Below are 25,940 nucleotides of genomic sequence, written 5' to 3' on the forward strand. Positions count from 1 at the left end.
CCCTTCGGAACCCGGACAAGCAAGACTTGGCGGCGGCACTCTTGACCGCCTGAACCTCTCGCGAGGTTCGTGTGATCTTGCATCATCCAGAAAGTTGGCCTGAGTCGCCTTCAGGTCGGGAGTAACCCCGGAGATAAAACCGCCAGGCGGCCGGGTCTGGGTTGGCAAGCGGACTTTGCGAGTTACCGTCTGGCTTACCCGCCGATCAACTTGCGCCACTCTTCTTCGCTGAGGATCGAAACGCCCAGTTCCGCAGCCTTCTTGGCCTTGGAGCCGGCGTCGGCGCCGACCACCACGTAGTCGGTCTTCTTGGAGACCGAGCCGGCGACCTTGGCGCCCAGGGTTTCGGCGCGGGCCTTCGCCTCGCTGCGGGTCATGGTCTCCAGGGTGCCGGTGAAGACCACGGTCTTGCCGGCCACCGGCGAGCCGCTGGCGGCGGGCGCTTCCACCGCCTCGATGGTCAGTTCGCCTTCCAGGTCCTTCAGGACCTTCAGGTTGTGGTCCTCGCCGAAGAAGAACACCAGGTCGTCGGCGACGCTCATGCCGATGCCCTCGATGTTGCAGAGTTCGGCGTAGTGCTCGCCTACTTCCTCGGGCTTGCGCGCTTCGGGCTGTTCCTTGCGTTCGCCGTAGGCGGCGGTCATGGCGCTGCGCCAGGCGTCCAGCGTGGCGTAGCTGCGCGCCAGCAGCTTGGCGGTGGCCTCGCCGACCTGGCGGATGCCGAGGGCGTAGATGAAACGGTCGAGGCCGATGCTGCGCCGCGCCTCGATGGCCTTCATCAGGTTGGCCGCCGATTGCCTGCCCCAGCCATCGCGCTCGCTGATCGCCTTTTCCGCTTCGTGCAGGCGGAAGATGTCGCCCGGCGTGGTGATCATGTCGTCGTCGAGGAAGGCCTGGATGTGCTTGCCGCCCAGGCCCTCGATGTCGAAGGCGTTGCGCGAGACGAAGTGGCGCAGACGCTCGTAGTTCTGCGCCTTGCAGACCAGGCCGCCGGTGCAGCGGCGCACCGCCTCGCCTTCCTCGCGCAGGGCGAGGCTGCCGCAGACCGGGCAATGGTCGGGGAAGACGTAGGGTTCGCTGTTCTTCGGGCGCTTGTCCTTCAGCGCCTCGACGACCTGCGGGATGACGTCGCCGGCGCGCTGCACGATCACGTGGTCGCCGATGCGGATGTCCTTGCGGGCGATCTCGTCCTCGTTGTGCAGGGTGGCGCGGGAGACCACCACGCCGCCGACGGAGATCGGCTCCAGGTGCGCGACGGGGGTGAGGGCGCCGGTGCGCCCGACCTGGATGTCGATGGCGTTGAGGATGGTCTGCGCCTGCTCGGCCGGGAACTTGTGGGCGATGGCCCAGCGCGGCGCGCGGCTGACGAAGCCGAGGCGCTGCTGCAGGTCCAGTCGGTCGACCTTGTAGACCACGCCGTCGATGTCGAAGGGCAGCTCCGGGCGCTCGGCCATGATGTGCCGGTAGAAGTCGAGCAGCTCGTCCAGGCCGTGGCAGAGGCGCGAGGGCTCGTTCAGCTCGAAGCCCCACTTCTTGAAGCTGCCGCGCACCGCCTTCATGGTGCCGCCCAGGGTCTCGGCCGGATCGCCCGAGACCTCCCCCCAGGTGTAGGCGAAGAAGTGCAGCGGCCGCGAGGCGGTGATCTCGGGATTGAGCTGACGCAGGGAGCCTGCGGCGGCGTTGCGCGGATTGGCGAAGATCTTGGCGCCGGCTTCCTCCTGGCGCTGGTTCAGCTCCATGAAGGCCTGGCGCGACATATAGACCTCGCCGCGAACCTCCAGCACCTCGGGCCAGCCCTTGCCCTTCAGCTCCTTGGGCAGGTCCGCGATGGTGCGCACGTTGGCGGTGATGTCCTCGCCGGTGGCGCCGTCGCCCCGCGTCGCGCCCTGCACCAGCTTGCCGCCCTCGTAGCGCAGGGCGCAGGACAGGCCGTCGATCTTCGGCTCGGCCATGATGTCGACGGCGTCTTCCGCGCCGAGGCCCAGGAAGCGGCCGATGCGCGCCAGGAATTCCTGGACGTCCTCGGTCTCGAAGGCGTTGCCGAGAGACAGCATGGGCACCTTGTGCTTCACCTTGCCGAAGCCGGCGGCCGGCTCGGCGCCGACCCGCCTGGAGGGGCTGTCGTCGCGGAGCAGTCCGGGGAAGCGCTGTTCGATGGCCTCGTTACGGCGGCGCAGGGCGTCGTAGTCCGCGTCGCTGATCAGCGGCGCGTCCTTCTCATGGTACAGCTTGTCGTGGTGGGCGATGACCTTGGACAGGCGCGCCAGCTCGGCGGCGGCCTGGGTTTCGTTGAGATCCTCGGCCGGCAGGTCGGCGGTCTTCCCAGAGGTTCCGGTCTTGGCGGCTTTGCCCGGCATAAAGCGGCGGTGCTTCCTATCGGATTGTGTGGCTCATGTGGCGCCGATCAAGCGCTCGGCGGCGGCGCGGGCTTCTTCGGTGATCTCGGCGCCGGAAAGCATGCGCGCGATTTCCTCGCGGCGGTCGCCGGCGCTCAACTGGTCGACCTGGGTCGCGACCTGCTTGCCGGTCATGCGTTTGACCACCTGCCAGTGCTGGGTGCCGCGGGCGGCGACCTGGGGGCTGTGGGTGATGACCAGTACCTGACGGTCGCGCGCCAGGCGTTCCAGGCGCTCGCCCACCGCGTGGGCGGTGGCGCCGCCGACGCCGCTGTCGACTTCGTCGAAGACCAGGCTGCGCTCCGGGTTGAGGCTGGCCAGGACAACCTTGATGGCCAGCAGGAAGCGCGCCAACTCGCCGCCCGAGGCGATGCGCCCCAGGGGACCCGGCGCGCTGCCCGGGTTGGTCGCCACCTCGAAGGCGATGCGGTCCAGGCCCTGCGCGGTCCAATCATCCTCTTCCAGGCGTTCCAGCCTGGTGCGGAAGACCGCGCGCTCCAGCTTCAGCGGCGGCAGCTCGGCCATCACCGCCTTGTCCAGGGCGGCGGCGGCCTTGGCGCGCTGCTTCGACAGTGCCTCGGCGTTCTCGACATACTTGCGGCGCGCTTCGGCGGTTTCCTTGGCCAGCCGGGTCAGCTCCGCCTCGCCGCCGTCGATGGAGGCGAGGCGTGCGGCCAGTTCGTCGCGCAGGGCCGGCAAGCTGTCGACTTCGGTGTGATGCTTGCGGGCCATGTCCTGCAGCGCGAAGTAGCGTTCCTCCACGGCCTCCAGGTCGTCGGCCTCCAGCTCCATGTCGCTGGCGAAGGAGTTCAACTGGGCCAGCGCTTCCTCGCTTTCCGCGGCGGCGCGCTGCAGCGCGTCCAGGGCCGGGGTCAGGGCCTCGCCGGCGGTGGGGGCGATGCGCTCCAGGGCGCGCAGGGCGCGGCCCAGGGCCGGCTCGGCGCCGGTTTCGATCTCGCCCGCCGCCGCGTTCAGGCCCTCGACCAGCTTTTCGCGGTGCATCAGGCGGTTGCGCTTCTCGCCCAGCTCCGTCTCCTCGCCAGGGCGCGGGTCGAGGCTGTCCAACTCCTCCACCGCGTGGCGCAGGAAGGCCTCGTCGCGTTGGGCCTCGGTCAGACGCCGCGCCGCTGCCTCGCGGGCCGCCAGGGCGTCCTGCCAGGCGCGCCAGGCCTCACGCAGGGCGCGCGCGGGGGCCTGCAGGCGGCCGTAGGCGTCCAGCAGGTCGCGGTGGGTCGCCGGGTCCATCAGGCCGCGCTGGTCGAACTGGCCCTGAATCTCCATGAGGCAGTCGGCGAGCTGGCGCAGCAGGCCGGCGGAAGCCGCCTGGTCGTTGACGAAGGCGCGGCTGCGGCCGTCCTTGGTCAGCACCCGGCGCAGCACCAGCAGGTCCTCCGCCTCGATGTCCTGTTCGGCCAGGACCGCGCGTGCGGGGTGGTCATCGGAGATTTCAAAGGCCGCGGTGACGCTGGCCTGGTCGGCGCCGGGGCGCAGCAGGCGCGCATCGGCGCGGTTCCCCAGGGCGAAGCCCAGGGAGTCGAGCAGAATGGACTTGCCCGCCCCCGTCTCCCCGGTCAGGACGCCGAGGCCGTGATCGAAGGCCAAGTCAAGCTTCTCGATGATGACGACATTGCGGATCGACAGGCTGACCAGCATTCACCCATCCTGGACCGAGACAAGAGCGCCTTTAGAAAATGCCGGAAATCCAGGAACCTTCGCTGTCTTCCGGACGCAGATTCTCGCCGGTCAGCAGGGCGTAGCTATCGATGTACCACTCGCTGCCCGGAAAGTTGTGGCCCAGCACCGCCGCCGTCGCCTTGGCCTCGTCGACGATGCCCATGGCCAGGTAGCACTCGACCAGGCGGTGCAGGGCCTCGGGCACGTGGGTCGTCGTCTGGTAGCGCTCGATCACCGTACGGAAGCGGTTGATGGCGGCCAGGAACTCGCTGCGGCCCTGATAGAAGCGCCCGATGGCCATGTGCTTGCCGGCCAGGTGGTCGAGCGCCAGGTCGATCTTCAGCTCGGCGTCGCGGGCATATTTGCTGTTCGGGAAACGGCGGACCAGCTCTTCCAGTGAGGTGAGCGCCTCGGCGGTCATCTTCTGATCGCGCCGCACGTCGGAGATCTGCTCATAGTAGCTGATCGCCTTCAGGTAATAGGCATAGGCGACGTCGGGGCTGCCGGGGTGCAGCTCGATGAAACGGTCCAGCGCGTTGATCGCCTCGTCGTAGGAATTTTCCTGGTAGAAGGCATAGGCGGCCATGAGCTGGGCCTTGGAGGCCCACTCGGAGTAGGGGTGCTGGCGTTCGACCTCGTCGAAGAGGCGTGCGGCCTCCTCGTAGTCACCGGCCTGCATGGCGTTCATGGCGCCGTTGTAGAGCTCCTCGACCGGTTTTTCGACGTAGACCGGGCGCTCGTCGGAACTGCAGGCGGCCAGGGCCAAGCCCAGCAGCGCCGCGGTGGCCAGGCGGCTCAGCCGATGCGGCAAGCTTCGGCGGCGCGGCCGTGCGGCGCCGAAGAGGTTGATTGTGCGGTCGCTCATGATTTCCCGTACCCCGGGGTGCCAGGCGCCTGTGCGGCGCGCCCCCGAACGAATCCCTGCCTTGGTAGGTGTCAGTCCAGGCGACTATAGGTCCAAGCGGCGGACGCCTCAAGCGGGCTCATGGCGCCCGAAAGGAGTGAAAAGCGCTCTGTTTTCGTGGCTTGGCGGGGCCGCCGGCGCCGCGGGCCCTGGCGCGGGAAATCCGTAAAGAAACGAAAACGCCGCCGGCCGGGAGGCAGGCGGCGTTTCAGCCCCGAGACCGGCGGCAGCCGTCAGGCGCGGGCCGCGACCGCCCGGTCGGGCTGGGTCTGGGCCCCGGCGGCGCCGTGGCTGGTGGTGAGCTCGGTCCACTCCCAGGCGCCTTCCTCGGCGAAGAGGGTCTGCAGCAGGCGCAGGGTCAGGGCGTGGCCCGCCCGGTCGCCTTGGAAATGTCCGATGATCGGGGTGCCGGCCAGGTAGAGATCTCCGATCGAATCCAGCACCTTGTGGCGCACGAACTCGTTGGGGAAACGCAGCCCCTCCTCGTTCACGATCTCATGGCCGTTGACCACGATGGCGTTCTCCAGGGAGCCGCCGCGGGCCAGGCCCATGGCGCGCATCTTCTCGATGTCCTGGGCCAGGCCGAAGGTCCGCGCCCGGGCCACATCGCGCTTGAAGGAACTTTCGTCCACCTCGGTGAACCATTCCTGGCGGCCGATCAGGGTTTCGGAAAACTCGATCTCGAAGCCGACGGTAAAGCTGCTGCCCGGCGCCAGCGAGGCGGCGCGGTGCGGCTCGGCGACCGAAACTTCTTCAAGAATGCGCAGCGCCCGGCGCGGGCTGTTCTGGACCGTGATCCCGGCGCATTCAATGAGAAACACGAAGGGCGCGGCGCTGCCGTCCATGATCGGCACTTCCGGGCCGTTCAGCTCGATGACGGCGTTGTCGATGCCGCAGCCGCTGAGCGCCGACATCAGGTGCTCGATGGTGGCGATCTGGTTGCCCTTGGGGTCCACCAGGGTCGTGCAGAGCGGCGTCTCGATGGCGTTGCGCCAGCTCGCGAGAACCTCGCTGCCGCCGGCCGCGTCGGTGCGCCGGAACACGATGCCGGTGTCCGCCTCAGCCGGATGCAGCATCATGCTCACCTTGGCGCCGCTGTGAAGCGCGACTCCGGAGCAGTTGATGGAGTTTTTCAGCGTCCGCTGGCGAACGACATGTCCTGTCGAAGCGCTGTCTGCTGCCATGGTATCCGTCTCAATCCTGAGGTTGACCGACCAAACTAAGCCACGAAACTACGTCACGAATATCGGCAAGCCGTCGCATCTGTTTCACCTGGGATCCGCGGAAATCCGCGGCTTTCGGCGCCGGCGACGATCTTGCTGGGAACCCCCAATCAAAAACCCACTAACAAGTAGGGGGACTATAGAAAGCCCCCCTCAAGTACTCAAATCACTCTTTGTTACAATATGTTACCGCGATGCAAAGAACGCGGAACGCTAGTACGCCGCAAGGAAAGGTTTTATCCCTTCCTTGCGGCGCCGAGCGTCAGTTCGCCTGCCGGCGCAGGAAGGCCGGGATGTCCAGCAGATCTTCTTCCGCTTGGCTGTGGCCGATCCGTTCGGCCGGGTCCAAGCCGGCCAAGCGCGGCTGTGCCGTGGCCGCCGGCTGGGCGGGCTGAGCGGCGGCGGGCCGGCCGGTATCCGCCCGGCCGGGTGCCGCCGAGGGCCGCTCCGGCTGGGCCGGGGAAGCGCCGCGCGCCGCCATCGGCCGCGGCGCGTCGGCCTGCGGGGCGCGGGCGGCGGTCTCGCTGCCTTGGGCGGCGGTCAGGGCGCGGGCGGCCCCGGTCACCTTGGCGAAGAGGCTCTGGCGCGGAGCCGGGGGCGCGGCCCGCGGCGCCTCGCGGCTTTCCGCACGCGGTTCCGGGCGCGTTTCCGGGCGGGCCTCGGCGGCCGGCTCGCGGCGCGCGAGCTGCGGGTTCGCTTCGCTCCGGGCCGCCGGGTGCTCGGGGCGGGCCGCATTGGCCAGCGCCGCCTCGGCGAAGGGATCCGGCTCGGCGTGCAGGAACCCGGCCGTGCCGTCTTCGTCCTGCTCCGGCTCGGCCGGCGCCGGGGCGATGAAGCTATCCTCCTCGGCCTTGGCCTGCGGGGGCAGGTTCGCTTCCGGCTGCGGCATGGCCACGGCCGGACCGGCCGCCGCGGCGTAGAGTTCGGCATTCATGGCCGCGTTGCCCGCCAGCGGATACTTGGTGTGCGGAAAGCCGGCACCGGCGTGGCCGCCCGAGGGCTGGCCCGACATCGGCTGGCCCGACATCGGCTGGCCCGACATCGGCTGACTGGACACCGCTTGACCGGCGGAGGGCTGGCTGGCCGAGGGCTGGCCGAAGAGACCGCCTTCGGCGGCCACCGACGCGCCCGCCGCCGCGACGGAAGCCGTCGCCGCGCCGGCGCCGCTGCCGGCGCTGGGAGCATTGTCCACATGGCGGGCCTTCTGGCCGCCGACGACGCTGAGGGTGATCGGCTTCGGCCGGGTCTCGGCGTCGACGTCGATGCCGGTGGCGACCACGGAGACCCGCATGTTGCCTTCCATCGATTGGTCGAAGGTGGAGCCGAAGATGATGTTGGCTTCCGGGTCGACCTCGTCGCGGATGCGGTTGGCGGCCTCGTCGACCTCGAAGAGGGTGAGGTCCATGCCGCCGGTGATGTTGATGAGCACGCCGCGGGCGCCCTTCATCGAAACGTCGTCGAGCAGCGGGTTGGAGATCGCGGCCTCGGCGGCGGCGATGGCGCGGCCTTCGCCCTCGGCTTCGCCGGTGCCCATCATGGCCTTGCCCATCTCGGACATCACCGCGCGGATGTCGGCGAAGTCCAGGTTGATCATGCCCGGGTTCACCATCAGGTCGGTGACCCCGCGCACGCCGGAGTTCAGAACGTCGTCGGCCATCTTGAAGGCGTCGGCGAAGGTCGTCTTCTCGTTGGCGACGCGGAACAGGTTCTGGTTCGGGATGATGATCAGCGTGTCGACGTACTGGGTCAGCTCGTTGATGCCCGATTCCGCCAGGCGCATCCGGTGCACGCCCTCGAAGTGGAAGGGCTTGGTCACCACGCCGACGGTCAGGATACCCGCCTCGCGCGCCGCCCGGGCGATGACCGGCGCCGCCCCGGTGCCGGTGCCGCCGCCCATGCCGGCGGTGATGAAGACCATGTGCTGGCCCTCGATATCGGTGAGGATCTCGTCCAGCGCCTCTTCAGCCGCCGCGCGCCCGATGTCGGGGCGCGAACCGGCGCCCAGGCCCTGGGTGATGTTGCGGCCCAGCTGGATCCGCCGTTCGCAGAGCGACTGGGTCAGCGCCTGCGCATCGGTGTTGGTGATCAGGAATTCGACACCATCCAGGTTGCTCTGGATCATGTTGTTGACGGCGTTGCCGCCGGCTCCGCCTACGCCGATCACCGTGATCCGCGGAGACAGGTCCGGGGCGGTTGTGGGTACGTTCAAATTGAGAGTCATGTCTGCCTCCAGTTGCCTTAGACCCTAACGTCACTTCCGGCTGGGCCGGTGTTCCTTTGTTCCGATCCGGCCGGAACGTCCGTTATCTGCCTTCTAAAAGTGCTCACGGAGCCAATGTCCCAGGCGGCCCATCAGGCCGCTCAGCTCCCTGGGTTCCGGCGACGCCTCGCCGGGCATCGCCACGTCCGCCGTGGCGGCATAGTTCAACAGGCCCGCGCAGGTCGCGTAGGCCGGTCCTGCCGTGGCTTCGGCCAGACCGCCGACGTGCGTCGGGCGGCCGATGCGCACCTGCTTGTCCAGCACGGTCGAAGCCAGCTCGCGCGTTCCCGGCAGCTGGCAGGCGCCGCCCGTCAGCACCACCCGGCGCCCGGCGATCTTGTCGAAGCCGCTGAGCTCGAGGCGCGAGCGCACCAGCTCCAGCGTTTCCTCCACCCGCGGCTGGATGATGCCGACCAGAAGGGAGCGCGGGATCTGCTGCGATCCGGAATTCTCGTCTTCGCCCACCTGGGGCACGTCGATCAGCTCGCGCTCGTCGGTCGGGGCGGCGATGACGTGACCGTAAAGGGTCTTCATGCGCTCCGAGTGGACCAGGGGCGTCGACAGGCCGCGGGCGATGTCGCTGGTGACGTGATTGCCGCCGACCGGGATCACGTCGGTGAAGATGACGTTGTTCTCGTAGAACACCGCGATGGTGGTGGTGCCGCCGCCCATGTCGATGACGGTGACGCCGAGTTCCGTTTCGTCCTCGACCAGGCAGGCCAGGCCCGAGGCGTAGGGCGAGACCACGAAGGCCGCCGGTTCCAGGTGGCAACGCTGGATGCAGGTGCTGACGTTGCGCACCGCGCCCGCCGAGGCGGTGATGATGTGCATGTGCACGCCCAGCTGCTCGCCGAACATGCCGCGCGGGTCGCGGATGCCGCGGTTGCCGTCGATGGAATATCCGGTCGGGATCGAATGGATCATCTGCCGGCTCTGGTCCTCGTGCTGGCGCTGCAGCTGCGTCTGGTGGCCGTAGGCCACGGCGCGCCGCAGGTCCGCCTCGCCGACCTCGTGGCCGTTCAGCGATACCTCGACCCCGACGGTGGAGGAGGCCGGGTAGCCGCCGGAGAGGTTCACCACCACGCGGTCGATGGTGGTGCCGGCCATCTGCTCGGCCGCGTGCACGGCGTTGAGGACCGAGGTCTCGGCCAGGTCCATGTCGACGATGGCGCCGCTCTTGATGCCGCGGCTGGCTTGCTGGCCGATGCCGATGACCTGCGGCCGCCCGTCGTCGTCCACGCGCGCGATGAAGCAGCAGACCTTGCTGCTGCCGACGTCGAGTGCCGCGGCGATGCCGCCTCTGACCAAACCCTTCCTCATGCGGCGCTCCCGGTTCCTCCTTGGATGCTCAGCGCGCGTTCGCGGCTCATGTGCTTTCCCCTTTGACTTCCTCGTGGCCCAGCGGGCCCTTTTCCGGGTCGGTGCGCACCACCAGCCGGTCCGGCAGCCGCAGGTCGATGACGATGACGTCGCGCTTCAGAACGCCTTGCTGGCGTTCGATGCGGGCGAGCTGGGCCCAGGCGGCGGCCGCGTCGGCCTCGGGCAGGCGCACGTCGATGCGGCCCTCGATCTGGACGTTCCAGCGGCGCCCGCCGACACGCACGGCGGCGGTGACGCGCTGGCGCAGGTCGGGTTCGCTGTTCATCAGGGCGACCAGCTTGGCGGCGTGCGGCGGGGCGTCGGGTCCGACGACCAGCGGCAGGTGGGCGAAGCGCCGCGGTTCCACCCCGGGGATGATCTCGCCGTTGCGGTCGAGCACGCGGATCACGCCGTTTTCCTGCCAGAGAGCCAGGGGCTCGCGCTCGCTGAGGCGGATGTAGATGGTGCCGGGCAGTTGGCGTTCGACGCTGGCGCTGCGCACCCAGGGCAGGGCCTCCAGCTCGGCGCGCGCCGCCTCGGGGTCGATGTCCAGGATCGGCCGGCCCAGCGCCAGGTCCAGGCGCGACAGGATCAGCGCGCCTTCGGTGCGCTGGCGGCCTTCGACCAGCACTTCCTCGACCTTCAGGCCCATGCCGGCGGAACCCTGCAGGGCGGCGAGACGCAGGGCTTCGGCCTGGCGGCCGAACCAGCCGTCCTGCCACAGCCAGGCCAGCCCGCCGAGCGCGCCCAAGGCGAGGCAGACCGGCGCCGCGCGCAGCGCCAACCGCCAGCTCAAACCGGACCGGTTCCGGCGCCGGGTGGTCTTCTTGACCTTGCGCTTACTGCCGCCGCGCGCGGAAGTCTTGGCCGGTCGGCGCTTGTTCGCCGCGCCCTTGTCGGTCGACCGGTTGAAGGGGTTCAGGAATCGCATGCGGCGTTCTCCACCATCCAGGCACAGAGATCGGGAAAGGACATGCCCAGATAACGGGCCTGTTCGGGTACCAGGCTCGTCGAGGTCATGCCTGGCTGGGTATTGGTCTCGAGGTAATAGAGACGCCCCGGCGCGGCGCCGGTGTCGTCGTAGCGGAAGTCGGAGCGGCTGACGCCGCGGCAGCCCAGCGCCTTGTGGGCGGCCAGGGAGGCCGCCATGGCGCCGTCGTAGATTTCGGAGGGCACCTCGGCGGGCAAGACATGCACCGCGGCGACCTGAGCATCCTCTGAATACTTGGCGTCGTAGTCGTAGAAGCCCGCGCCCAGGGGACGGATCTCGGTAACGGCCAGCGCCCTGTCTCCCATGACGCTGACGGTCAGCTCGCGCCCGGCGATGAAGGGTTCGACCAGCAGTTCGGTCTCCGGCTCCCAACCGTGGACGGAAATCGGCGGCTGGTTGTCGCCCTCGCGCACGATGCGCACGCCGACGCTGGAGCCCTCGCGCACCGGCTTGACCACGTAGGGACGCGGCAGGGGATCGTCGTCGCCCAACTCCTGGGCTTTGATGACGATACCTTCCGGGCTGGTGACGCCGGCGGTGGCGACCACGGTCTTGGCCATCTGCTTGTCCATGGCCAGCGCCGAGGCCAGCACGCCGGAATGGGTGTAGGGAATGTGCAGCAGTTCCAGCAGGCCCTGGATGCAACCGTCTTCGCCCCAGCGGCCGTGCAGCGCGTTGAACACCACGTCCGGCTTCGGGGTCAGGGCCTTCACCAGGGCGGCCATGTCGCGGCTGACGTCGATCTCGCTGACGTCGTAGCCTTTGTCGCGCAGGGCGGCGGCGCAGGCCTTGCCGGAGTTCAGCGAGACCTCGCGCTCGGCGGACATGCCGCCCTTCAGTACGGCGATGCGCCCAGGGGAAGCTTTTGTCATGCCGTCCCTCCCTTGGCCGCGGGCACGCCCAGGCGCTTGATCTCCCACTCCAGGTCGACGCCGGAGGTTTCCTTCACCCGGCGGCGCACCTCCTCGCCCAGGTTCTCCAGGTCGGCCGCCGTCGCCTCGCCGGTGTTGATCAGGAAGTTGCAGTGTTTTTCCGAAACCTGGGCGCCGCCCACCTTCAGGCCGCGGCAGCCGGCCGCGTCGATGAGCTGCCAGGCCTTGTGCCCCGGCGGGTTCTTGAAGGTGCTGCCGCCGGTCCGGCTGCGGATCGGCTGGCTGCCGGCGCGCTGGCCCTGGATCTCCTTCATGCGCGCCTCGATCTCGGCCGGCGCGCCGGCTTCGCCGGCCAGGCGCGCGCCCAGGCAGATCCAGTCGGCGGGCAGGGCCGAGCGGCGGTATTCGAACTTCAGCTCGGCATTGGTCAGCCGGTGGACCTGGCCGCGGGCGTCGGTGGCCTCGGCCCAGACCAGCACGTCCTTGATCTCCTTGCCGTAGGCGCCGGCATTCATGCGCACGGCGCCGCCGATGGTGCCCGGCACGCCGGAGAGGAACTCCAGCCCGGCGATGCCGGCCAGCTTGGCGCCCGTCGCCACGTTGAGGTCCAGCGCCGCGGCGCCGCAGAGGATGTCGCTGCCTTCCGCCGCGATGTCGGCGAAGCCGCGGCCCAGGCGGAGTACCACGCCCGGCAGGCCGCCGTCGCGGATCAGCACGTTGGAGGCGACGCCCAGCACCGTCACCGGCACGTCGGCGGGCTTGGCCGCCAGGAAAGCCAGCAGGTCGTCGCGGTCGGCCGGGCGGAACATGACCTCGGCCGGGCCGCCGACGCGGAACCAGGTGACGCCGTTCAGCGGCGCCTCGGCGGTCAGCCGTCCGCGCACAGCGGGCAGGCGCTCGATCAGGGGGGTATGACGTTCAGCCGCCATGGCGTTCATCGCTCCCCTCCGGCGGCCTGCAGCTTGTCCAGCTCTGCGGGCAGGGCGTTGGCCCAGGCGGTGATGTTGCCGGCGCCCAGGCAGACCACCAGGTCGCCGGCGGCCGCCAGCTCGTGGATCACGCCGGGCAGTTCCTCGGCGGAGGGCAGGGGCAGGGCCTGGCGGTGGCCGCGGGCGCGCAGGCCCTCGACCAGGTGATCGCGGTCGGCGCCCTCGATGGGCTGTTCGCCGGCGGCGTAGACCTCGGCCACCACCACGGCGTCGGCGTCGTTGAAGCAGGTGCAGAACTGCTCGAAGAGGTCGTGCAGGCGGCTGTAACGGTGCGGCTGCACCACGGCGATGACCTTGCCCTTGGCGGCCTGGCGCGCGGCGGCCAGCACGGCGGCGATCTCTACCGGGTGGTGACCGTAGTCGTCGATCACCGTGACGCCGCCGGCCTCGCCGGTGCGCGTGAAACGCCGCTTCACGCCGCCGAAGCCGGCCAACGCCTTGCGGATTTTGTCTTCCTCCAGACCCATTTCGCGCGCCACGGTGACCGCCGCCAGGGCGTTCATGGCGTTGTGGTGGCCCAGCATGGGCAGGCGCAGGTCCTGGACGTGGGTCGCGACCTTGCCGCTGCGGTCGGTGACCTCGACGTCGAAGGTCAGGCCGCCGTCGGCGACGCGGATGTTCTCGGCGCGATAGTCGGCTTGCGGACTGACGCCGTAGGTGATGACGCGGCGATCCTCGATCCGGCCGATCAGGTTCTGCACCGCGGGATGGTCGATGCAGAGCACCGCGAAGCCGTAGAAGGGGATGTTCTCGACGAAGGTTTCGAAGGCGCGGTGCAGCGCTTCCTCGGTGCCGTAGAACTCCATGTGCTCCGGATCGATGTTGGTAACCACGGCGATGGTGGCGGGCAGCTTCAGGAAGCTGCCGTCGCTCTCGTCGGCCTCCACGACCATCCAGTCGCCCTCGCCCAGGCGCGCGTTGGTGCCGTAGGCGTTGATGATGCCGCCGTTGATCACCGTCGGGTCCAGCCCGGCGCCGTCCAGCAGGGTGGCGACCATGGAGGTCGTGGTGGTCTTGCCGTGGGTGCCGCCGACGGCGATGGACCATTTGAGGCGCATCAGCTCACCCAGCATCTCGGCGCGGCGCACGATGGGAATGAAACGCTGGCGCGCGGCGTCGACTTCCGGGTTTCCCGCCTTGATCGCGGAGGACACGACGACGACCTTGGCCTCGCCCAGGTTCTCGGCCTTGTGGCCGATGGCGACCTGGATGCCCATGCCGCGCAGGCGCTGCACATTGGCATTGTCGGACATGTCGCTGCCCTGGACCTGGTAGCCCAGGTTGGCCAGAACCTCGGCGATGCCGCTCATGCCGATGCCGCCGATGCCGACGAAGTGAATGGTGCCGAGATCGAGAGGCAGACCCCTCATGCCGCCGCCTCCTTGCCGCTGTTCTTGTTCTTGTCCTGCAGGGCCTCGCCGTTGCCGTTGGAGGCGCCGCAGACCAGGTCGGCCAGGTCGCGGGCCGCGTTGAGATGTGCCACGGCATGGGCGCAGCCGGCGGCGCGCGCCAGCAGCGCCGGGCTGCTCAGCAGGGAGCGCAGGCGTTCGGCCAGGCTGTCGGCGTCCAGCCCCGACTGCGGCATCAGCCAGCCGCCGCCGGCCTCGACCAGGGCCTGGGCGTTGCTGGTCTGATGGTCGTCGGTGGCCGAGGGGAAGGGCACCATGACGGCGGGCCGCCCGGCGGCGGCCAGCTCGGCAACCGTGGAGGCGCCGGCGCGGCTGATCACCAGGTGGGCGCCGGCCAGGCGTTCGGGCACGTCGTCGAAGAAGGCGGCCAGTTCGTGCCGCACGCCGCAGCCGTCGTAGACACGCGCCACGGCGTCGATGGCCTGGCCCGGCACCTGCTGGTGCACCGTGAGGCGCCGGCGCAGATCGTCGGGCAGCAAAGCTACCGCGGCGGGCACGACTTCGTTGAACGCCACGGCGCCCTGGCTGCCGCCGACCACCAGCAGGCGCAGCGGGTCGTTGTCGCCGGGCACGGCGTAGGGGCGCGCGCCGACCGCGGCGATGGCCTCGCGCACCGGATTTCCGGTGACCCGAAGCTTGCCGCGGTCGGTGTCGGTCACGCCGTCGACCTTATCGAAGCAGGTTGCGATGATCTCGGCGCGTGGAGCCAGCAGCCGGTTGGCGCGCCCCAGGACCGAGTTCTGTTCGTGCAGCACCACGCGCAGGCCGCGGTGGGCCGCCGCCAGGACCGTGGGCACCGAGGGGTAGCCGCCGAAGCCGACCGCAACCTCGGCGCCGCAGCGCTTCAGGTGGCCGCGCGCCTGCAGGTAGCCGAGGCCGAGCTGCGCCATGGAGCGCAGCTTCTTCATGAGGCCGGCGCCGGCCATGGCGCCGGCGGGAATGCGGTAGGTCTCGACCTGCGGCAGGTCGGGGCCGAAACCGCCGCCGCGCGCGTCGGTGATCAGCACCACCCCGATGCCACGCGACAGCAGCTCGCGCGCCAGGGCCTGGGCCGGGAACATGTGGCCGCCGGTGCCGCCGGCGGCGAGCACGACCTTGCCGGGTTTCTTCACGGCGGAGACCATCACAGCGCCTCCCCGCCGACGCGCCGCCGCGTCAGCGCCAGCAGCATGCCCATGCCCAGGGCCAGCGCCATCAGCGAGGAGCCGCCGTAGCTTAGGAAGGGCAGGGTCATGCCCTTGGTCGGCATGAGGTGCAGGGTGGAGGCCATGTTGATGAAGGCCTGCAGGCCGAACTGCACCAGCAGGCCGCTGGCCGCCAGCAGCACGAAGAAGGAGTTCTCGCCCATCAGCCGCGCGAAGCCGCGCAGCACCACGAAGGCGAAGAGCCCGAGGATGATGAGGCAGGCGATGAGGCCCATTTCCTCGCCGGCCACGGCGAAGATGAAATCGGAGTGGGCGTCGGGCAGCTGCGCCTTGACCGTGCCCTCACCGGGGCCGCGCCCCAGCAGGCCGCCGTTCACGAAGGCCTCCAGCGAGCGGTTGATCTGGTAGCGGTCGCCGGCGGCGGGATCGAGGAAGGAGTTGATGCGCTCGGTCACGTGCGGCAGAGCGAAGTAGGCGGCGACGATGCCGCCGGCACCGAACACCGCCAGGCCGGCGATCCAGGCCAGCGGCAGGCCGGCCAGGAAAAGCTGGGCGCCCCAGATGGCGCTCAGCAGCACCGCCTGGCCCAGGTCCGGCTGCAGCAGCAGCAGGGAGACCATCGTCAGCCACAGGCCGATGGCGATCTTGACACCGGGCACGCCGCTTTCCTCGCGCTCCAGCGAGAACAGCCAGGCGGACACCACGGCGAAGCAGGGCTTGGCGAACTCCGAAGGCTGCAGTGAGAAGCCGCCGAGGCTGATCCAGCGGGTGGCGCCCTTGATCTCCGCGCCGGCCACCAGGGTCAGGCCCAGTAGTGCGATGGAGCCCAGCAAGCCGAGGCAGGCGATGCGCCGCACCCAGCGCGGGGTGGCCAGCGACATGGCGATCAGCAGCGCCGCGGCGAGCGGCAGCAGCACGATCTGACGGCTGGCGAGCTGGAAGGACTGCAGGCCGATGCGCTCGGCCGCGGCCGGGGAGGCGGCCAGCATCAGCACGGCGCCGAAGCCCATGAGGGCGATAAGCGACAGCAGAGTCCAGCGGTCGACGGTCCACCACCAGCGCCCCAGCAGGGAGGTATCCGTGCGCGCGAAGCTGCTCATGCCGCACCTTCCGGGCTCTGGGCGGGTGACGGGGTGGGCTTCAGGGCGGGCACGGCGATCTCGCCGCGCTCGCCGGGCAGGGCCTCGACGGCGGCGGTGAAGGCGTCGCCGCGCAGCTCGAAGTTGGCGAACTGATCGAAAGAAGCGCAGGCCGGCGACAGCAGCACGACGCTGCCCGGGAGGCGGGAGGCGGCGTCGGCGGCCTCTGTCACGGCCTGCGCAATGGTGCCGGACAGGGAAACCGGCACGGTTCCTTCGAGTACCTTGGCGAAATCCTCGGCGGCCTCGCCGATCAGGAAGGCCCGGGCGATGCGCGGGAAGAAGGGTTCCAGGCCCTCGAGACCGGTCTCCTTGGCGCGCCCGCCGGCGATCCACAGAATCTTGTCGTAGCAGGCCAGCGCCTTGGCGGCGGCGTCGGCGTTGGTCGCCTTGGAATCGTTGACGTAGGGCACGCCGTCGATCACCGCGACGATCTGCTGTCGGTGCTTCAGGCCCGGGAAGCTGCGCAGGCAGGCGGCGATGACCGGCGTCTCGACGCCGATCGCCTTGCAGGCGGCATAGGCCGCCGCGGCGTTCTGGCCGTTGTGGCTGCCGGGCAGGCTGGGGATATCGGTCAGATCCATGACCGGCGTGCGCGCACCCTCGGTATCGTCGATCAGTACGCCGTTCTGGGTGTAGACGCCGCCGGGCACCAGGCGTTCGCCGGAGATGCCGATCACGTTCTGCTCGCCTGCGGCTTTCAGTTCGCTGTAGATCTTCGAGCAGGTCTCGTCATCGACGCCGACGATGGCGCTGCGCGGCCTGGTCTGGCGGTGGAATATCTGGCGCTTGGCCTTGACGTAGCCCTCGAAGCCGCCGTGACGGTCCAGATGGTCGGGCGTGATGTTCAGCAGTACCGCCACGTCGAAGGTGATGGAGAGCGTCAGCTCCAGCTGATAGGAGGACATCTCCAGCACGTAGATGCCGTCGTTGTAGAGCGCTTCCAGGGTCAGCGCCGGGGTGCCCAGGTTGCCGCCCACGGCGGTCTGGCGCCCGGCGAGCTCCAGGATATGGCCGATCAGCGCCGTGGTGGTCGACTTGCCGTTGGTGCCGGTGATGCCGATGTAGCGGGCATCGCGCTGGGCGCGGGCCAGCAGCTCGATGTCGCCGATGATTTCCACGTTGTGTTTCTTAGCTTCCGCGACGATGGCGTGCGGCTGCGGGAAGCTGTGCGGGATACCCGGCGAGAGGATCAGGCTGGTCGGCTCTTGCCAGTTCACCTGGTTCAGGTCGACCAGCGGCACCCCGGCCTCGCGCGCCTTGGCGCGGGCGTCCTCGTTGTCGTCCCAGGCCCAGACCTCCGCCCCGGCGGCCTGCAGCGCCCGCGCCGCGGCCAGCCCGGACTTGCCGAGGCCGAGAACGGCCACGGGCAAACCGGCGAAGAAGCTGAGGTCGATCACGGGACTAGTGCCTCCTATCAGGGTTAGGAGCGTCATGAGACGGCCGGGGCCGTCCCGTGGTTAGGAGCGCTGGCGCAGGCGATGTGGTGCATCGGCGAGCCGGCGCGACGACATCCACGGGCCGGTCCCGGCCGCCCGCAGGGTCGATTTTCGATCCGCACCCGGGGCGTCCCCGCGTTTGCCCGATGCACCACATCGCGCTGCACGCGGCTCCTGCCGGGTGCGATCGAAAAGTCGATCTCATGATGTTCCTAACCCTGATAGGGGGCACTTGCGTTCCTTATCTGAGTTTGAGCGTTGCAAGGCCGGCGAGGGCCAGGATGGAGGCGATGATCCAGAAGCGAATCACGATGGTCGGCTCGGCCCAGCCCTTCTTCTCGAAGTGGTGGTGCAGCGGCGCCATGCGGAAGACGCGCTTGCCGGTCATCTTGAAGGAGGCGACCTGGACGATGACGGAGACCGTCTCCAGGACGAAAAGACCGCCGATGATGGCCAGCACCAGCTCGTGCTTGGTGACCACGGCGATGGAGCCCAGTGCGCCGCCGCAGGACAGCGAGCCGGTATCGCCCATGAAGACCATGGCCGGCGGCGCGTTGAACCACAGGAAGCCGAGACTGGCGCCCACCAGGGCGCCGCAGAAGACCGCCAGCTCGCCGGTGCCGGGCACGTAGTGCACCTGCAGGTACTCGGCGAAGAAGGAGTTGCCGACCAGGTAGGAGATCAGCGCGAAGCAGCTGGCCGCGATCATCACCGGCACGATGGCCAGGCCGTCCAGGCCGTCGGTCAGGTTGACCGCGTTGGAGGCGCCGACCATGACGAAGACCGCGAAGGGCACGAACATGATGCCCAGGTTGACCAGCAGGCTCTTGAAGAAGGGCACGGCCAGGTGCGTGTCCATCTCCGGCGGCGCGATGTTGGAGATCCACAGGGCGACCAGGGTGGAGATGATCACCTGGATCAGCAGTTTCAGGCGGCCGGGCAGGCCGTCGCTGGAGCGCTTGGTGAGCTTCAGGTAGTCGTCGACGAAGCCGACCGCGCCGAAGCCGGTGGTCACGAAGAGCACGCACCAGACGTAGCGGTTGGTCAGGTCCGCCCACAGCAGGGTGGAGATGGTCAGCGCGATGAGAATGAGGAAGCCGCCCATGGTCGGCGTCCCCTTCTTGGTCAGCAGGTGGCCTTCCGGTCCGTCCTCGCGGATCGGCTGGCCTTCGCCCTGCTTGAAGCGCAGCCAGGCGATGACGCGCGGCCCCAGCAGGAAGCAGATGGCCAGCGCCGTGATCACCGCGCCGCCGCTGCGGAAGGTCAGGTAGCGGAAGAGATTGAAGATCTGGACGTCTTCGGAAAGGGGGACGAGCAGGTTATAGAGCATAGGTTGTCGTGTCCTACCGTCCGTTTGCTTTTTTGGAGCCGTTCGCGGCCTGCGGGGAGTCGCCGCCCAGCGCGATCAGCGCCTCGACGATCACGGCCATGCGGCTGCCGAGCGAACCCTTCACCAGCAGGGAGTCGCCGGGCCGCACCGTCTCTACGACGGACCCGGCCAGTTCCTTGGAGGTTTCGGCGTGGGCGCCGCGCAGCCTCTCCGGCAGCGCCTCGTGCAGCGCGGCCATGGCGCCGCCGCAGGTGAAGACCAGGTCGATGCCGGCGGCCTCCAGCGGGCCGGACAGGCCGGCGTGCATCTCCGCCGAACGCTCGCCGAGTTCCAGCATGTCGCCCAAGACGGCGATGCGCCGGCCGCCGTCGTTCAGGCTGGCGCGGCCCAGCACCTCGAAGGCCGCGCGCATGGAGGTCGGGTTGGCGTTGTAGCTGTCGTCGATCAGCGTGAAGCTGCCGGACGCCGTCTCGATGCTGTGGCGCTCGCCGCGGCCTTTCAAAGGCTTCAGATTGGCCAGTTCGGCGGCGGCCTTGACCACGTCGGCGCCGGCGGCGCTGACCGCGGCCAGCACGGCCAGGGAGTTCATCACCCAGTGCGAGCCCGGCATGGCCAGGCAGTAGTCGATCTCCTGTCCGCGGATGCTGGCGGTGACGGCGCTGCTGGTGGCGTGCAGCGAGCAGTCGAGCAAGCGCGCGTCGGCCTCCTTATGGCGGCCGAAGGAGACGATGCGCGTGACCCCGGCGTCCTCCGCCTTGGTGCAGAGGTGGTGGAACAGGGCGCTGTCGCGGTTCAACACGGCGGTGCCGTTGGCATCCATGCCCTCGAAGATTTCCGCCTTGGCGTCGGCGATCTCGGTGATCGAGGTGAAGTTGCCGATGTGCGCCGGTTCGATGTTGGTGATGATGGAGACCTGCGGACGCACCAGGGCGGTCAGTTCGCGGATCTCGCCGGGATGGTTCATGCCCAGCTCGAAGACGCCGTAAACCGCGTCGCGCTGCATGCGCATGAGGCTCAAGGGCACGCCCCAATGATTGTTGAAGCTGCCGGCGCTGGCCGCGGTCACGCCCTGGGGCGTGAGGCAGAGGCGCAGAGCCTCCTTGGTGCCCGTCTTGCCGACTGAGCCGGTGACGGCGATCAGCCGGGCCGTGCTGCGCTCGCGCGCCGCGGTGCCCAGCCGCCACAGCGCCGCGAAGGTGTCGTCGACGATCAGCAACGGCAGGGATTCGTCCACGCCGCCGGCGCGGCGGTGTACCATGGAGGCGGCGGCGCCGGCCTCGATCGCCTTGCCGGCGTAGTCGTGGCCGTCGAAGGTCGGCCCTTTCAGCGCGATGAAGAGATCGCCCGGCTCCAACGTGCGCGAGTCGATGGAGACTCCGGTCGCCCGCCAGTCCATGGTGTTGCGCCCGCCGGTCGCCTGGGCGGCTTCCTCGGCGGTCCACAGAACCTCTTTGGCTGCGGCGGGTTGCTGGGGGGTCGCGGCGGCCATCATGCGCCTCCCGCCAGCTTGGAAATTGCGGTCCGGGCGATTTCCCGGTCGTCGAACGGCAAGACTTGTCCCCCAACAATCTGGCCTGTCTCATGGCCCTTGCCGGCAATGACCAGTACGTCGCCCGGACCCAAAGCGGCCACCGCGGTGGCGATGGCCGCCCCCCGATCGCCGATCTCCTGCGCACCGGGGGCCGCGTCCATCATCTGCTGACGGATCGAAGCCGGGTCCTCGCTGCGCGGGTTGTCGTCGGTGATGATGGCGCGGTCGGCGAAGGTCACGGCGATACGGCCCATCATGGGGCGCTTGCCGGGGTCGCGGTCGCCGCCGCAGCCGACGATGACGAAGAGTCGATTTTCCGTGTGCGGGCGCAGAGCCTTCAACACCGTCTCCAGCGCATCGGGCGTGTGCGCGAAGTCGACATAGACGTGGCCGCCGGCCGGCGTGGCGCCGACCAGCTCGACCCGGCCCGGCACGCCGGAGACCTGCTCCAGCGCCGTGACGGCTTTATCCGTCTCGGCGGAGTCTTCTCCCTTGGTGGCCAGCACCAGGCCGAGGGCGGCCAGGGCATTGTCCGCCTGAAAGGCGCCGGCGACCGGCAAGCTCACATCGTAGCGCTTGCCGAAGACCTCGATGGCGAGCTTCTGGCCCGTGGCCGTCGGCTCCTGGCCCAAGAGGCGCAGGTCGGATTCGGCTTTGCCGTAAGTGATCAGCCTTACCCCCCGCGCGCGGCAGGCGGCGACCACGTCGGCGCCGGCCGGATCGTCGATGTTGACCACCGCGGCGCCGCCGTCCTGCAGCAGCCCGGTAAAGAGGCGCAGCTTGGCGGCCAGATAGGCCTCCATCGTGCCGTGGTAGTCCAGATGATCGCGCGTCAGGTTGGTGAAGGCTGCGGCACTGACCCGGACCCCATCAAGCCGAGACTGGTCTAGGCCGTGGCTCGAGGCTTCCAGCACAACGTGATCGATGTGATCGCGGGCCAGCGTCGCAAGGCAGCGGTGCAGTTCCACCGAATCCGGCGTGGTGAGAGAGGCCGGAGCGTCGGCGCGCGGCGGCTGCAGGCCGAGCGTGCCGAGGCTGGCGGCGTCATGTCCCAGCGCTTGCCAGATTTGCCGGGTGAAACTTGCGACCGAGGTTTTGCCGTTCGTGCCGGTGACGGCGGCGACCGTCTCCGGCTGGCATCCGTAAAAGCGGGCGGCGAGCAGGGCAAGCCGGCGCCGCGGATTGGCATCGGTGATGAGGGCGACCGGCCTGGCCTCGTCTCGGGCGGTCTCGGGCAGCCGGGTTCCCTCGGGCGCCAATACGGCGGCGGCGCCCCGTTTCAGAGCTTGGGGGATGAAGTCGCGGCCGTCGGCGCGGCTGCCGGGCAGGGCGGCAAAGAGGTAGCCCGCGCCCACCTGCCGGCTGTCCGCCGTCAGGCCGCTGATCTCCACCTCTGCCTGTGCCGTTGCCGGCTGCATAACCACTTCCTCGCCCTGCAGAAGGTCAGTTAGACGCAAGTTGGCGACCTTCCGCGTTGCTCTCGATGTCGACGAGCATCTGCTCGATCAATTCGTTGTCGTCACCGCGCGGCGCCACGCCGAGCAGCGGGCCGATGCGCTCGATCAGGCGCCCGGCGACCGGGGCCGCGACCCAGCCGCCGGTGGCATAGCCGAAGGTCTCCTTGGTCGGCTTGGGCTCGTCGACCATGGCGAAGACCACGTAGCGCGGGTCGTCCATGGGAAAGGCGCCGACGAAGGAGGCGATGCGCGAGTTGCGCGCGTAGCCGCCGCCGGAGGGCTTGTCCGCCGTGCCGGTCTTGCCGCCCACGGCGTAGCCGGCGGTGTCGGCCTTGCGGCCGGTGCCCTTGACCACGACCAGGCGCATGAGACGGCGCATCTTTTCCGAGGTGGCGGCGGCGATGACCCGCCGCCCCTTGTCGGCGCGCGCGGGATCCTGCTTCAGCAGCGTGGCGCGCGCTTCGGTGCCGCCGTTGATCATGGCGGCCACGGCGCTGGTCAACTGCAGCGGCGAAACCGCGAGGCCGTGACCGTAGGAGATCGTCATGGTATTGATCTCGCGCCAGGGCGAGGGCACCAGCGGCTGGCCGATCTCGCTCAACTCGACGCCGGCCGGCTGCAGCAGGCCGAGGCGGCCGAGGAAATCCCTCTGGCGCGGCGTGCCGGCGTCCATGGCCATGTGGACGGTGCCGATGTTGCTGGAGTACATCAGGATTTCCGGGATCGAAAGCCACCGGTTCTTGGGGTGGTAGTCGCGGATCGTGAAGCGCGCCACGCGGATCGGCTGGCGCACGTCGTAGCCGTCGTTCAGGTCGACGATGCCTTCGTCCAGCGCCATGGCCGTGGTGAAGAGCTTGAAGACGGAGCCCATCTCGTAGATGCCCAGGCTGGCGCGGTTGAAGCGCGCGTCGGCGGGCGCGGCGGCCGGTTTTTCGGGATCGTAGGTGGGCAGCGACACCATGGCCACGACTTCGCCCGTAAGGGCGTCCATGACCACGCCGGCGGCGCCGATGGCGCGGAACTCGGCCATGGCGCCGGACAGTTCCTGGGCCAGAACGTGCTGCACGCGCAGGTCGATGCTGAGCTGCAGCGGCTGGGCCGAGGAGCGCAGCACGTCGTCGAAGGATTGCTCGATGCCGGCCAGCCCCTGGTTGTCGACGTCGGTGAAGCCGACCACGTGGGGCAGCAGCGGGCCGTGCGGGTAGAAGCGGCGCTGCTCGCGCTGGAAGTAGAGGCCGGGAATGCCCAGGCGGTTGACCTGGTACTGCTGGCGCGGCGTCAGGTTGCGCTGCAGCCACACGAAGCTGCGCCCGCTGGCCAGCTTGGCGCGCAGGTGGGCGGGGCTGAGGTCGGGCAGCACCTCGGCCAGGCGCTCGGCGGCGCCTTCCGGGTTGCGAATGTGCTGCGGATTGGCGTAGAGCGAGGCCGTCGGCATGGTCGTCGCCAGCACGATGCCGTTGCGGTCGACGATGTCGGCGCGGCCGGTCTCCAGCGCGTCGGAGGAGAGGCTGCGCGCCAGGGAGGGCTCGTGCTGCTCGGCCATGAGGCCCAGGTCGATCAGCCGCCCGCCGATCAGCGCGAACGCGAGGGTGAAGCTCATGGCCGCGACCAGCAGGCGGGTGCGGCCGGTCTCCAGCGCCTGCTTGGTGGCCCCGTCGAGCCGCACGACGGCCGGACGGCCGCCACTGAGGTCGGCCTTCGGCAGGGCGCGGAGGTAGGGGTCGTTCTCCGGCCTGGCGGGCGGCAGCGGCTGGCGCAGTTGCCGGGCGATGAAACGGCGGATCATTGGCGCAAGGCTCCCGTCGGGCCCAGGGGCGTCTCGGTCCCGGCTTTCACGCCAGCTTTTACGAGGGTCGCCGTGGAGGGCCGTTGCGGGTCGCCGTCCTCCGGCGCAGTACCGTCTTCTCCCGGCGCGCTTGGCAGCGGCAGGTCGTTGAAGGCGATGATGCGTTCGGCCGGGATCGGCGCCATGCCCAGGTGACGCTCGGCCAGCGCCGCGATCCGCGAGGGGCTGTTGAGATAGCTCCACTCCGCTTCCAGCACATGCACGGCTTCCTGGTCGCTGACGACCTGGCGCTGGGTCTGGGCGATTTCCTGCTCCAGGCTGCGCACTTCCTGCTTGATCTGAAACAGGATGAGGGCGGTGACCGAGCCGGCGACGAGCCAGCAGAAGATGACGAGGCGCTTCATGCGACGCGGGCCTCCCCATAGGCGCGGGGCCAGGCCGGGGCGGCGGTGCGCTCGGCGGCGCGCAACTGGGCGGAGCGGGCGCGCGGGTTCTCGCGGCACTCTTCCTCGCCGGCGCGGCGCGTGCCGCGGAACAGCGGGGTAAAGGTCGGGGCCTTGGCGTCCTCCGCCGGGCTGGGCGGGGCGTGGCGCGAGCCGCCGGCCTGCCGGCCGCTGCGTTCGCGCAGGAACTGCTTCACGATGCGGTCTTCCAGGGAGTGGAAGGAGACCACGGCCAGGCGCCCGCCGGGGCCGAGCAGCGCCTCGGCGGCCTCCAGGCCGCGGTGCAGCTCGCCCAGTTCGTCGTTCACATAGATGCGCAGCGCCTGAAAGGTGCGGGTCGCCGGGTCGATGGCTTTCGCGCCCTTGGCTCCCTTGGGGGCTTTCACCACGCCGCGCACCAGCTCGGCCAGCTCCGCGGTGCGGGTCAGCGGCTTCTCGGCGCGGGCGGCGGCGATGGCGCGGGCGACCTGACGGGCGCGGCGCTCCTCGCCATAGGTATAGATAATGTCGGCCAGCTCGGCCTCGGGCAGCGAATTCACGGCATCGGCGGCGGTCGGCCGCTCGCCGGCGCCTTCCATGCGCATGTCCAGCGGCCCGTCTGCGCGGAAGGAAAAGCCGCGTTCGGGCTGGTCGAGCTGCATGGAGGAGACGCCGAGATCCAGGGCGACGCCGTCCAGGGATTGGCTCACCTTGTCGGCCAGCAGTTCGGCCATGTCGCCGAAGCGGCCCTCGACGATCTGCAGGCGCCCGGCGTAGCCGGCGGCCAGTTCGCGGCCGCGGGCGACGGCGTTCTGATCGCGGTCGATGCCCCAGACGGTGCAGTCGGCGGCGTCCAGGAGGGCGCGGCTGTAGCCGCCGGCGCCGAAGGTGCCGTCAACGTAAATGGCGCCGTCGCGCGGCGCCAGGGCTTCCAACACTTCCTTCAAGAGAACCGGGCGGTGCCCGCCGGCGGTGGGGCCGGTGGAAGGGGGTTTGAAGCTCATCGGCCGCCTCCGCCGCCCGATCCGCCTTGCGGGGCGGGAATGGTCAGGCGCTGCTCGCGGGCGCGCTCGCGCGCCGCCGCCTTGTGAGCCTCCAGCTTGCCGGGCTCCCAGATCTGGAACAGTTGGCCCATGCCGACGAAGGCCGCCTTGCCGGCAATGCCCGCGTGCTGGCGGAAGTTCTCCGGCAGCTGGATGCGGCCGGTGCTGTCGAAGGGCAGCTGCTGGGAGTCCGAGAAGATAGTGGTCGCCAGGTCGTCGGAATTGGCGGAGAAGAGATCCAGCTCGCCGACGCGGGCGATCATCTGCTCCATGAAGTCCATGCCGCAGCCTTCGACCGCATCGGCGCGATGCGAACGGAAAGCGGCGATGCCCTGGAAGGGCAGGCCGGCGAGTGCCTGGCGGAACGGCGCGGGCACGGAGACCCGGCCCTTGGCGTCCACCTTGTTCTCGAAGGTGCCAATAAAGATCGCCACCTGCTTCCCCCGCGGCTCCTTCCCCGCTCGTCTGTCCCGGTCACCCCGGCGCCCGCTGCGCCCCCAAGAGGGATCTGGCAAAAATCGCCGTAGCTTACCCCTAAAATGGGATTATTTGGGATATCATGGGATTTCAT

At 69.5% G+C, this 25,940-nt stretch carries 20 protein-coding genes; all 20 read right to left on the bottom strand.

Annotated elements, in window-relative coordinates; genetic code table 11:
• Positions 1-194: 194 nt before the first annotated feature.
• Positions 195-2,357, bottom strand: coding sequence for an NAD-dependent DNA ligase LigA (ligA, locus tag AAFN88_RS07265; protein ID WP_347519424.1), 2,163 nt, complete (start codon positions 2,355-2,357; stop codon positions 195-197).
• 33 nt (positions 2,358-2,390) lie between these two features.
• A complete protein-coding gene (gene recN, locus AAFN88_RS07270; RefSeq protein WP_347519426.1) occupies positions 2,391-4,049 on the bottom strand; it encodes a DNA repair protein RecN in 1,659 nt (552 codons plus the stop codon).
• 31 nt (positions 4,050-4,080) lie between these two features.
• On the bottom strand, positions 4,081-4,935 hold the full coding sequence (locus AAFN88_RS07275) for an outer membrane protein assembly factor BamD (protein WP_347519428.1): 855 nt from the start codon (positions 4,933-4,935) through the stop codon (positions 4,081-4,083).
• A gap of 272 nt (positions 4,936-5,207) precedes the next feature.
• Positions 5,208-6,158 (bottom strand): UDP-3-O-acyl-N-acetylglucosamine deacetylase, encoded by a 951-nt coding sequence (lpxC, locus tag AAFN88_RS07280; protein WP_347519430.1) that lies wholly within the window; start codon positions 6,156-6,158, stop codon positions 5,208-5,210.
• Positions 6,159-6,459: 301 nt separating this feature from the next.
• Positions 6,460-8,418 (bottom strand): cell division protein FtsZ, encoded by a 1,959-nt coding sequence (ftsZ, locus tag AAFN88_RS07285; protein ID WP_347519432.1) that lies wholly within the window; start codon positions 8,416-8,418, stop codon positions 6,460-6,462.
• 93 nt (positions 8,419-8,511) lie between these two features.
• Positions 8,512-9,777, bottom strand: coding sequence for a cell division protein FtsA (gene ftsA / locus AAFN88_RS07290; protein WP_347519433.1), 1,266 nt, complete (start codon positions 9,775-9,777; stop codon positions 8,512-8,514).
• A 46-nt stretch (positions 9,778-9,823) separates the two neighbouring features.
• The gene (locus AAFN88_RS07295; RefSeq protein ID WP_347519435.1) at positions 9,824-10,747 is read right to left on the bottom strand and encodes a cell division protein FtsQ/DivIB; all 924 of its coding nucleotides are present in this window, start codon (positions 10,745-10,747) and stop codon (positions 9,824-9,826) included.
• Positions 10,735-11,679, bottom strand: coding sequence for a D-alanine--D-alanine ligase (locus tag AAFN88_RS07300; protein WP_347519437.1), 945 nt, complete (start codon positions 11,677-11,679; stop codon positions 10,735-10,737). Before AAFN88_RS07300 ends, AAFN88_RS07295 begins: the two co-directional genes overlap by 13 nt.
• Positions 11,676-12,608: a UDP-N-acetylmuramate dehydrogenase gene (gene murB / locus AAFN88_RS07305; protein ID WP_347519439.1), complete on the bottom strand. Its 933-nt coding sequence runs from the start codon at positions 12,606-12,608 to the stop codon at positions 11,676-11,678. Before murB ends, AAFN88_RS07300 begins: the two co-directional genes overlap by 4 nt.
• A gap of 5 nt (positions 12,609-12,613) precedes the next feature.
• A complete protein-coding gene (murC, locus tag AAFN88_RS07310) occupies positions 12,614-14,038 on the bottom strand; it encodes a UDP-N-acetylmuramate--L-alanine ligase (protein WP_347519440.1) in 1,425 nt (474 codons plus the stop codon).
• Complete coding sequence (murG, locus tag AAFN88_RS07315; protein ID WP_347519442.1) at positions 14,035-15,201, bottom strand: undecaprenyldiphospho-muramoylpentapeptide beta-N-acetylglucosaminyltransferase; 1,167 nt, start codon at positions 15,199-15,201, stop codon at positions 14,035-14,037. Before murG ends, murC begins: the two co-directional genes overlap by 4 nt.
• The gene (gene ftsW, locus AAFN88_RS07320; RefSeq protein WP_347519444.1) at positions 15,201-16,322 is read right to left on the bottom strand and encodes a putative lipid II flippase FtsW; all 1,122 of its coding nucleotides are present in this window, start codon (positions 16,320-16,322) and stop codon (positions 15,201-15,203) included. Before ftsW ends, murG begins: the two co-directional genes overlap by 1 nt.
• Positions 16,319-17,761 (bottom strand): UDP-N-acetylmuramoyl-L-alanine--D-glutamate ligase, encoded by a 1,443-nt coding sequence (murD, locus tag AAFN88_RS07325; RefSeq protein ID WP_347519445.1) that lies wholly within the window; start codon positions 17,759-17,761, stop codon positions 16,319-16,321. Before murD ends, ftsW begins: the two co-directional genes overlap by 4 nt.
• 280 nt (positions 17,762-18,041) lie before the next feature.
• Positions 18,042-19,130 carry a phospho-N-acetylmuramoyl-pentapeptide-transferase gene (mraY, locus tag AAFN88_RS07330; RefSeq protein ID WP_347519447.1) on the bottom strand — a complete coding sequence of 363 codons (1,089 nt, stop codon included), beginning with the start codon at positions 19,128-19,130 and terminating at the stop codon, positions 18,042-18,044.
• Positions 19,131-19,143: 13 nt separating this feature from the next.
• Positions 19,144-20,619 carry a UDP-N-acetylmuramoylalanyl-D-glutamyl-2,6-diaminopimelate--D-alanyl-D-alanine ligase gene (locus AAFN88_RS07335; protein WP_347519449.1) on the bottom strand — a complete coding sequence of 492 codons (1,476 nt, stop codon included), beginning with the start codon at positions 20,617-20,619 and terminating at the stop codon, positions 19,144-19,146.
• Positions 20,619-22,118, bottom strand: coding sequence for a UDP-N-acetylmuramoyl-L-alanyl-D-glutamate--2,6-diaminopimelate ligase (locus AAFN88_RS07340; protein WP_347519451.1), 1,500 nt, complete (start codon positions 22,116-22,118; stop codon positions 20,619-20,621). The genes AAFN88_RS07335 and AAFN88_RS07340 overlap by 1 nt, the downstream gene beginning before the upstream one ends.
• Positions 22,105-23,904 carry a penicillin-binding protein 2 gene (locus AAFN88_RS07345; RefSeq protein ID WP_347519453.1) on the bottom strand — a complete coding sequence of 600 codons (1,800 nt, stop codon included), beginning with the start codon at positions 23,902-23,904 and terminating at the stop codon, positions 22,105-22,107. Before AAFN88_RS07345 ends, AAFN88_RS07340 begins: the two co-directional genes overlap by 14 nt.
• The gene (locus tag AAFN88_RS07350) at positions 23,901-24,308 is read right to left on the bottom strand and encodes a hypothetical protein (RefSeq protein WP_347519454.1); all 408 of its coding nucleotides are present in this window, start codon (positions 24,306-24,308) and stop codon (positions 23,901-23,903) included. The genes AAFN88_RS07345 and AAFN88_RS07350 overlap by 4 nt, the downstream gene beginning before the upstream one ends.
• Complete coding sequence (rsmH, locus tag AAFN88_RS07355) at positions 24,305-25,330, bottom strand: 16S rRNA (cytosine(1402)-N(4))-methyltransferase RsmH (RefSeq protein WP_347519456.1); 1,026 nt, start codon at positions 25,328-25,330, stop codon at positions 24,305-24,307. Before rsmH ends, AAFN88_RS07350 begins: the two co-directional genes overlap by 4 nt.
• On the bottom strand, positions 25,327-25,803 hold the full coding sequence (locus AAFN88_RS07360; protein ID WP_347519457.1) for a division/cell wall cluster transcriptional repressor MraZ: 477 nt from the start codon (positions 25,801-25,803) through the stop codon (positions 25,327-25,329). Before AAFN88_RS07360 ends, rsmH begins: the two co-directional genes overlap by 4 nt.
• Between the last annotated feature and the right edge of the window lie 137 nt (positions 25,804-25,940).

Source organism: Pelagibius sp. CAU 1746, from assembly GCF_039839785.1.
In the GTDB taxonomy this organism is placed as follows: Bacteria; Pseudomonadota; Alphaproteobacteria; order Kiloniellales; family Kiloniellaceae; genus Pelagibius.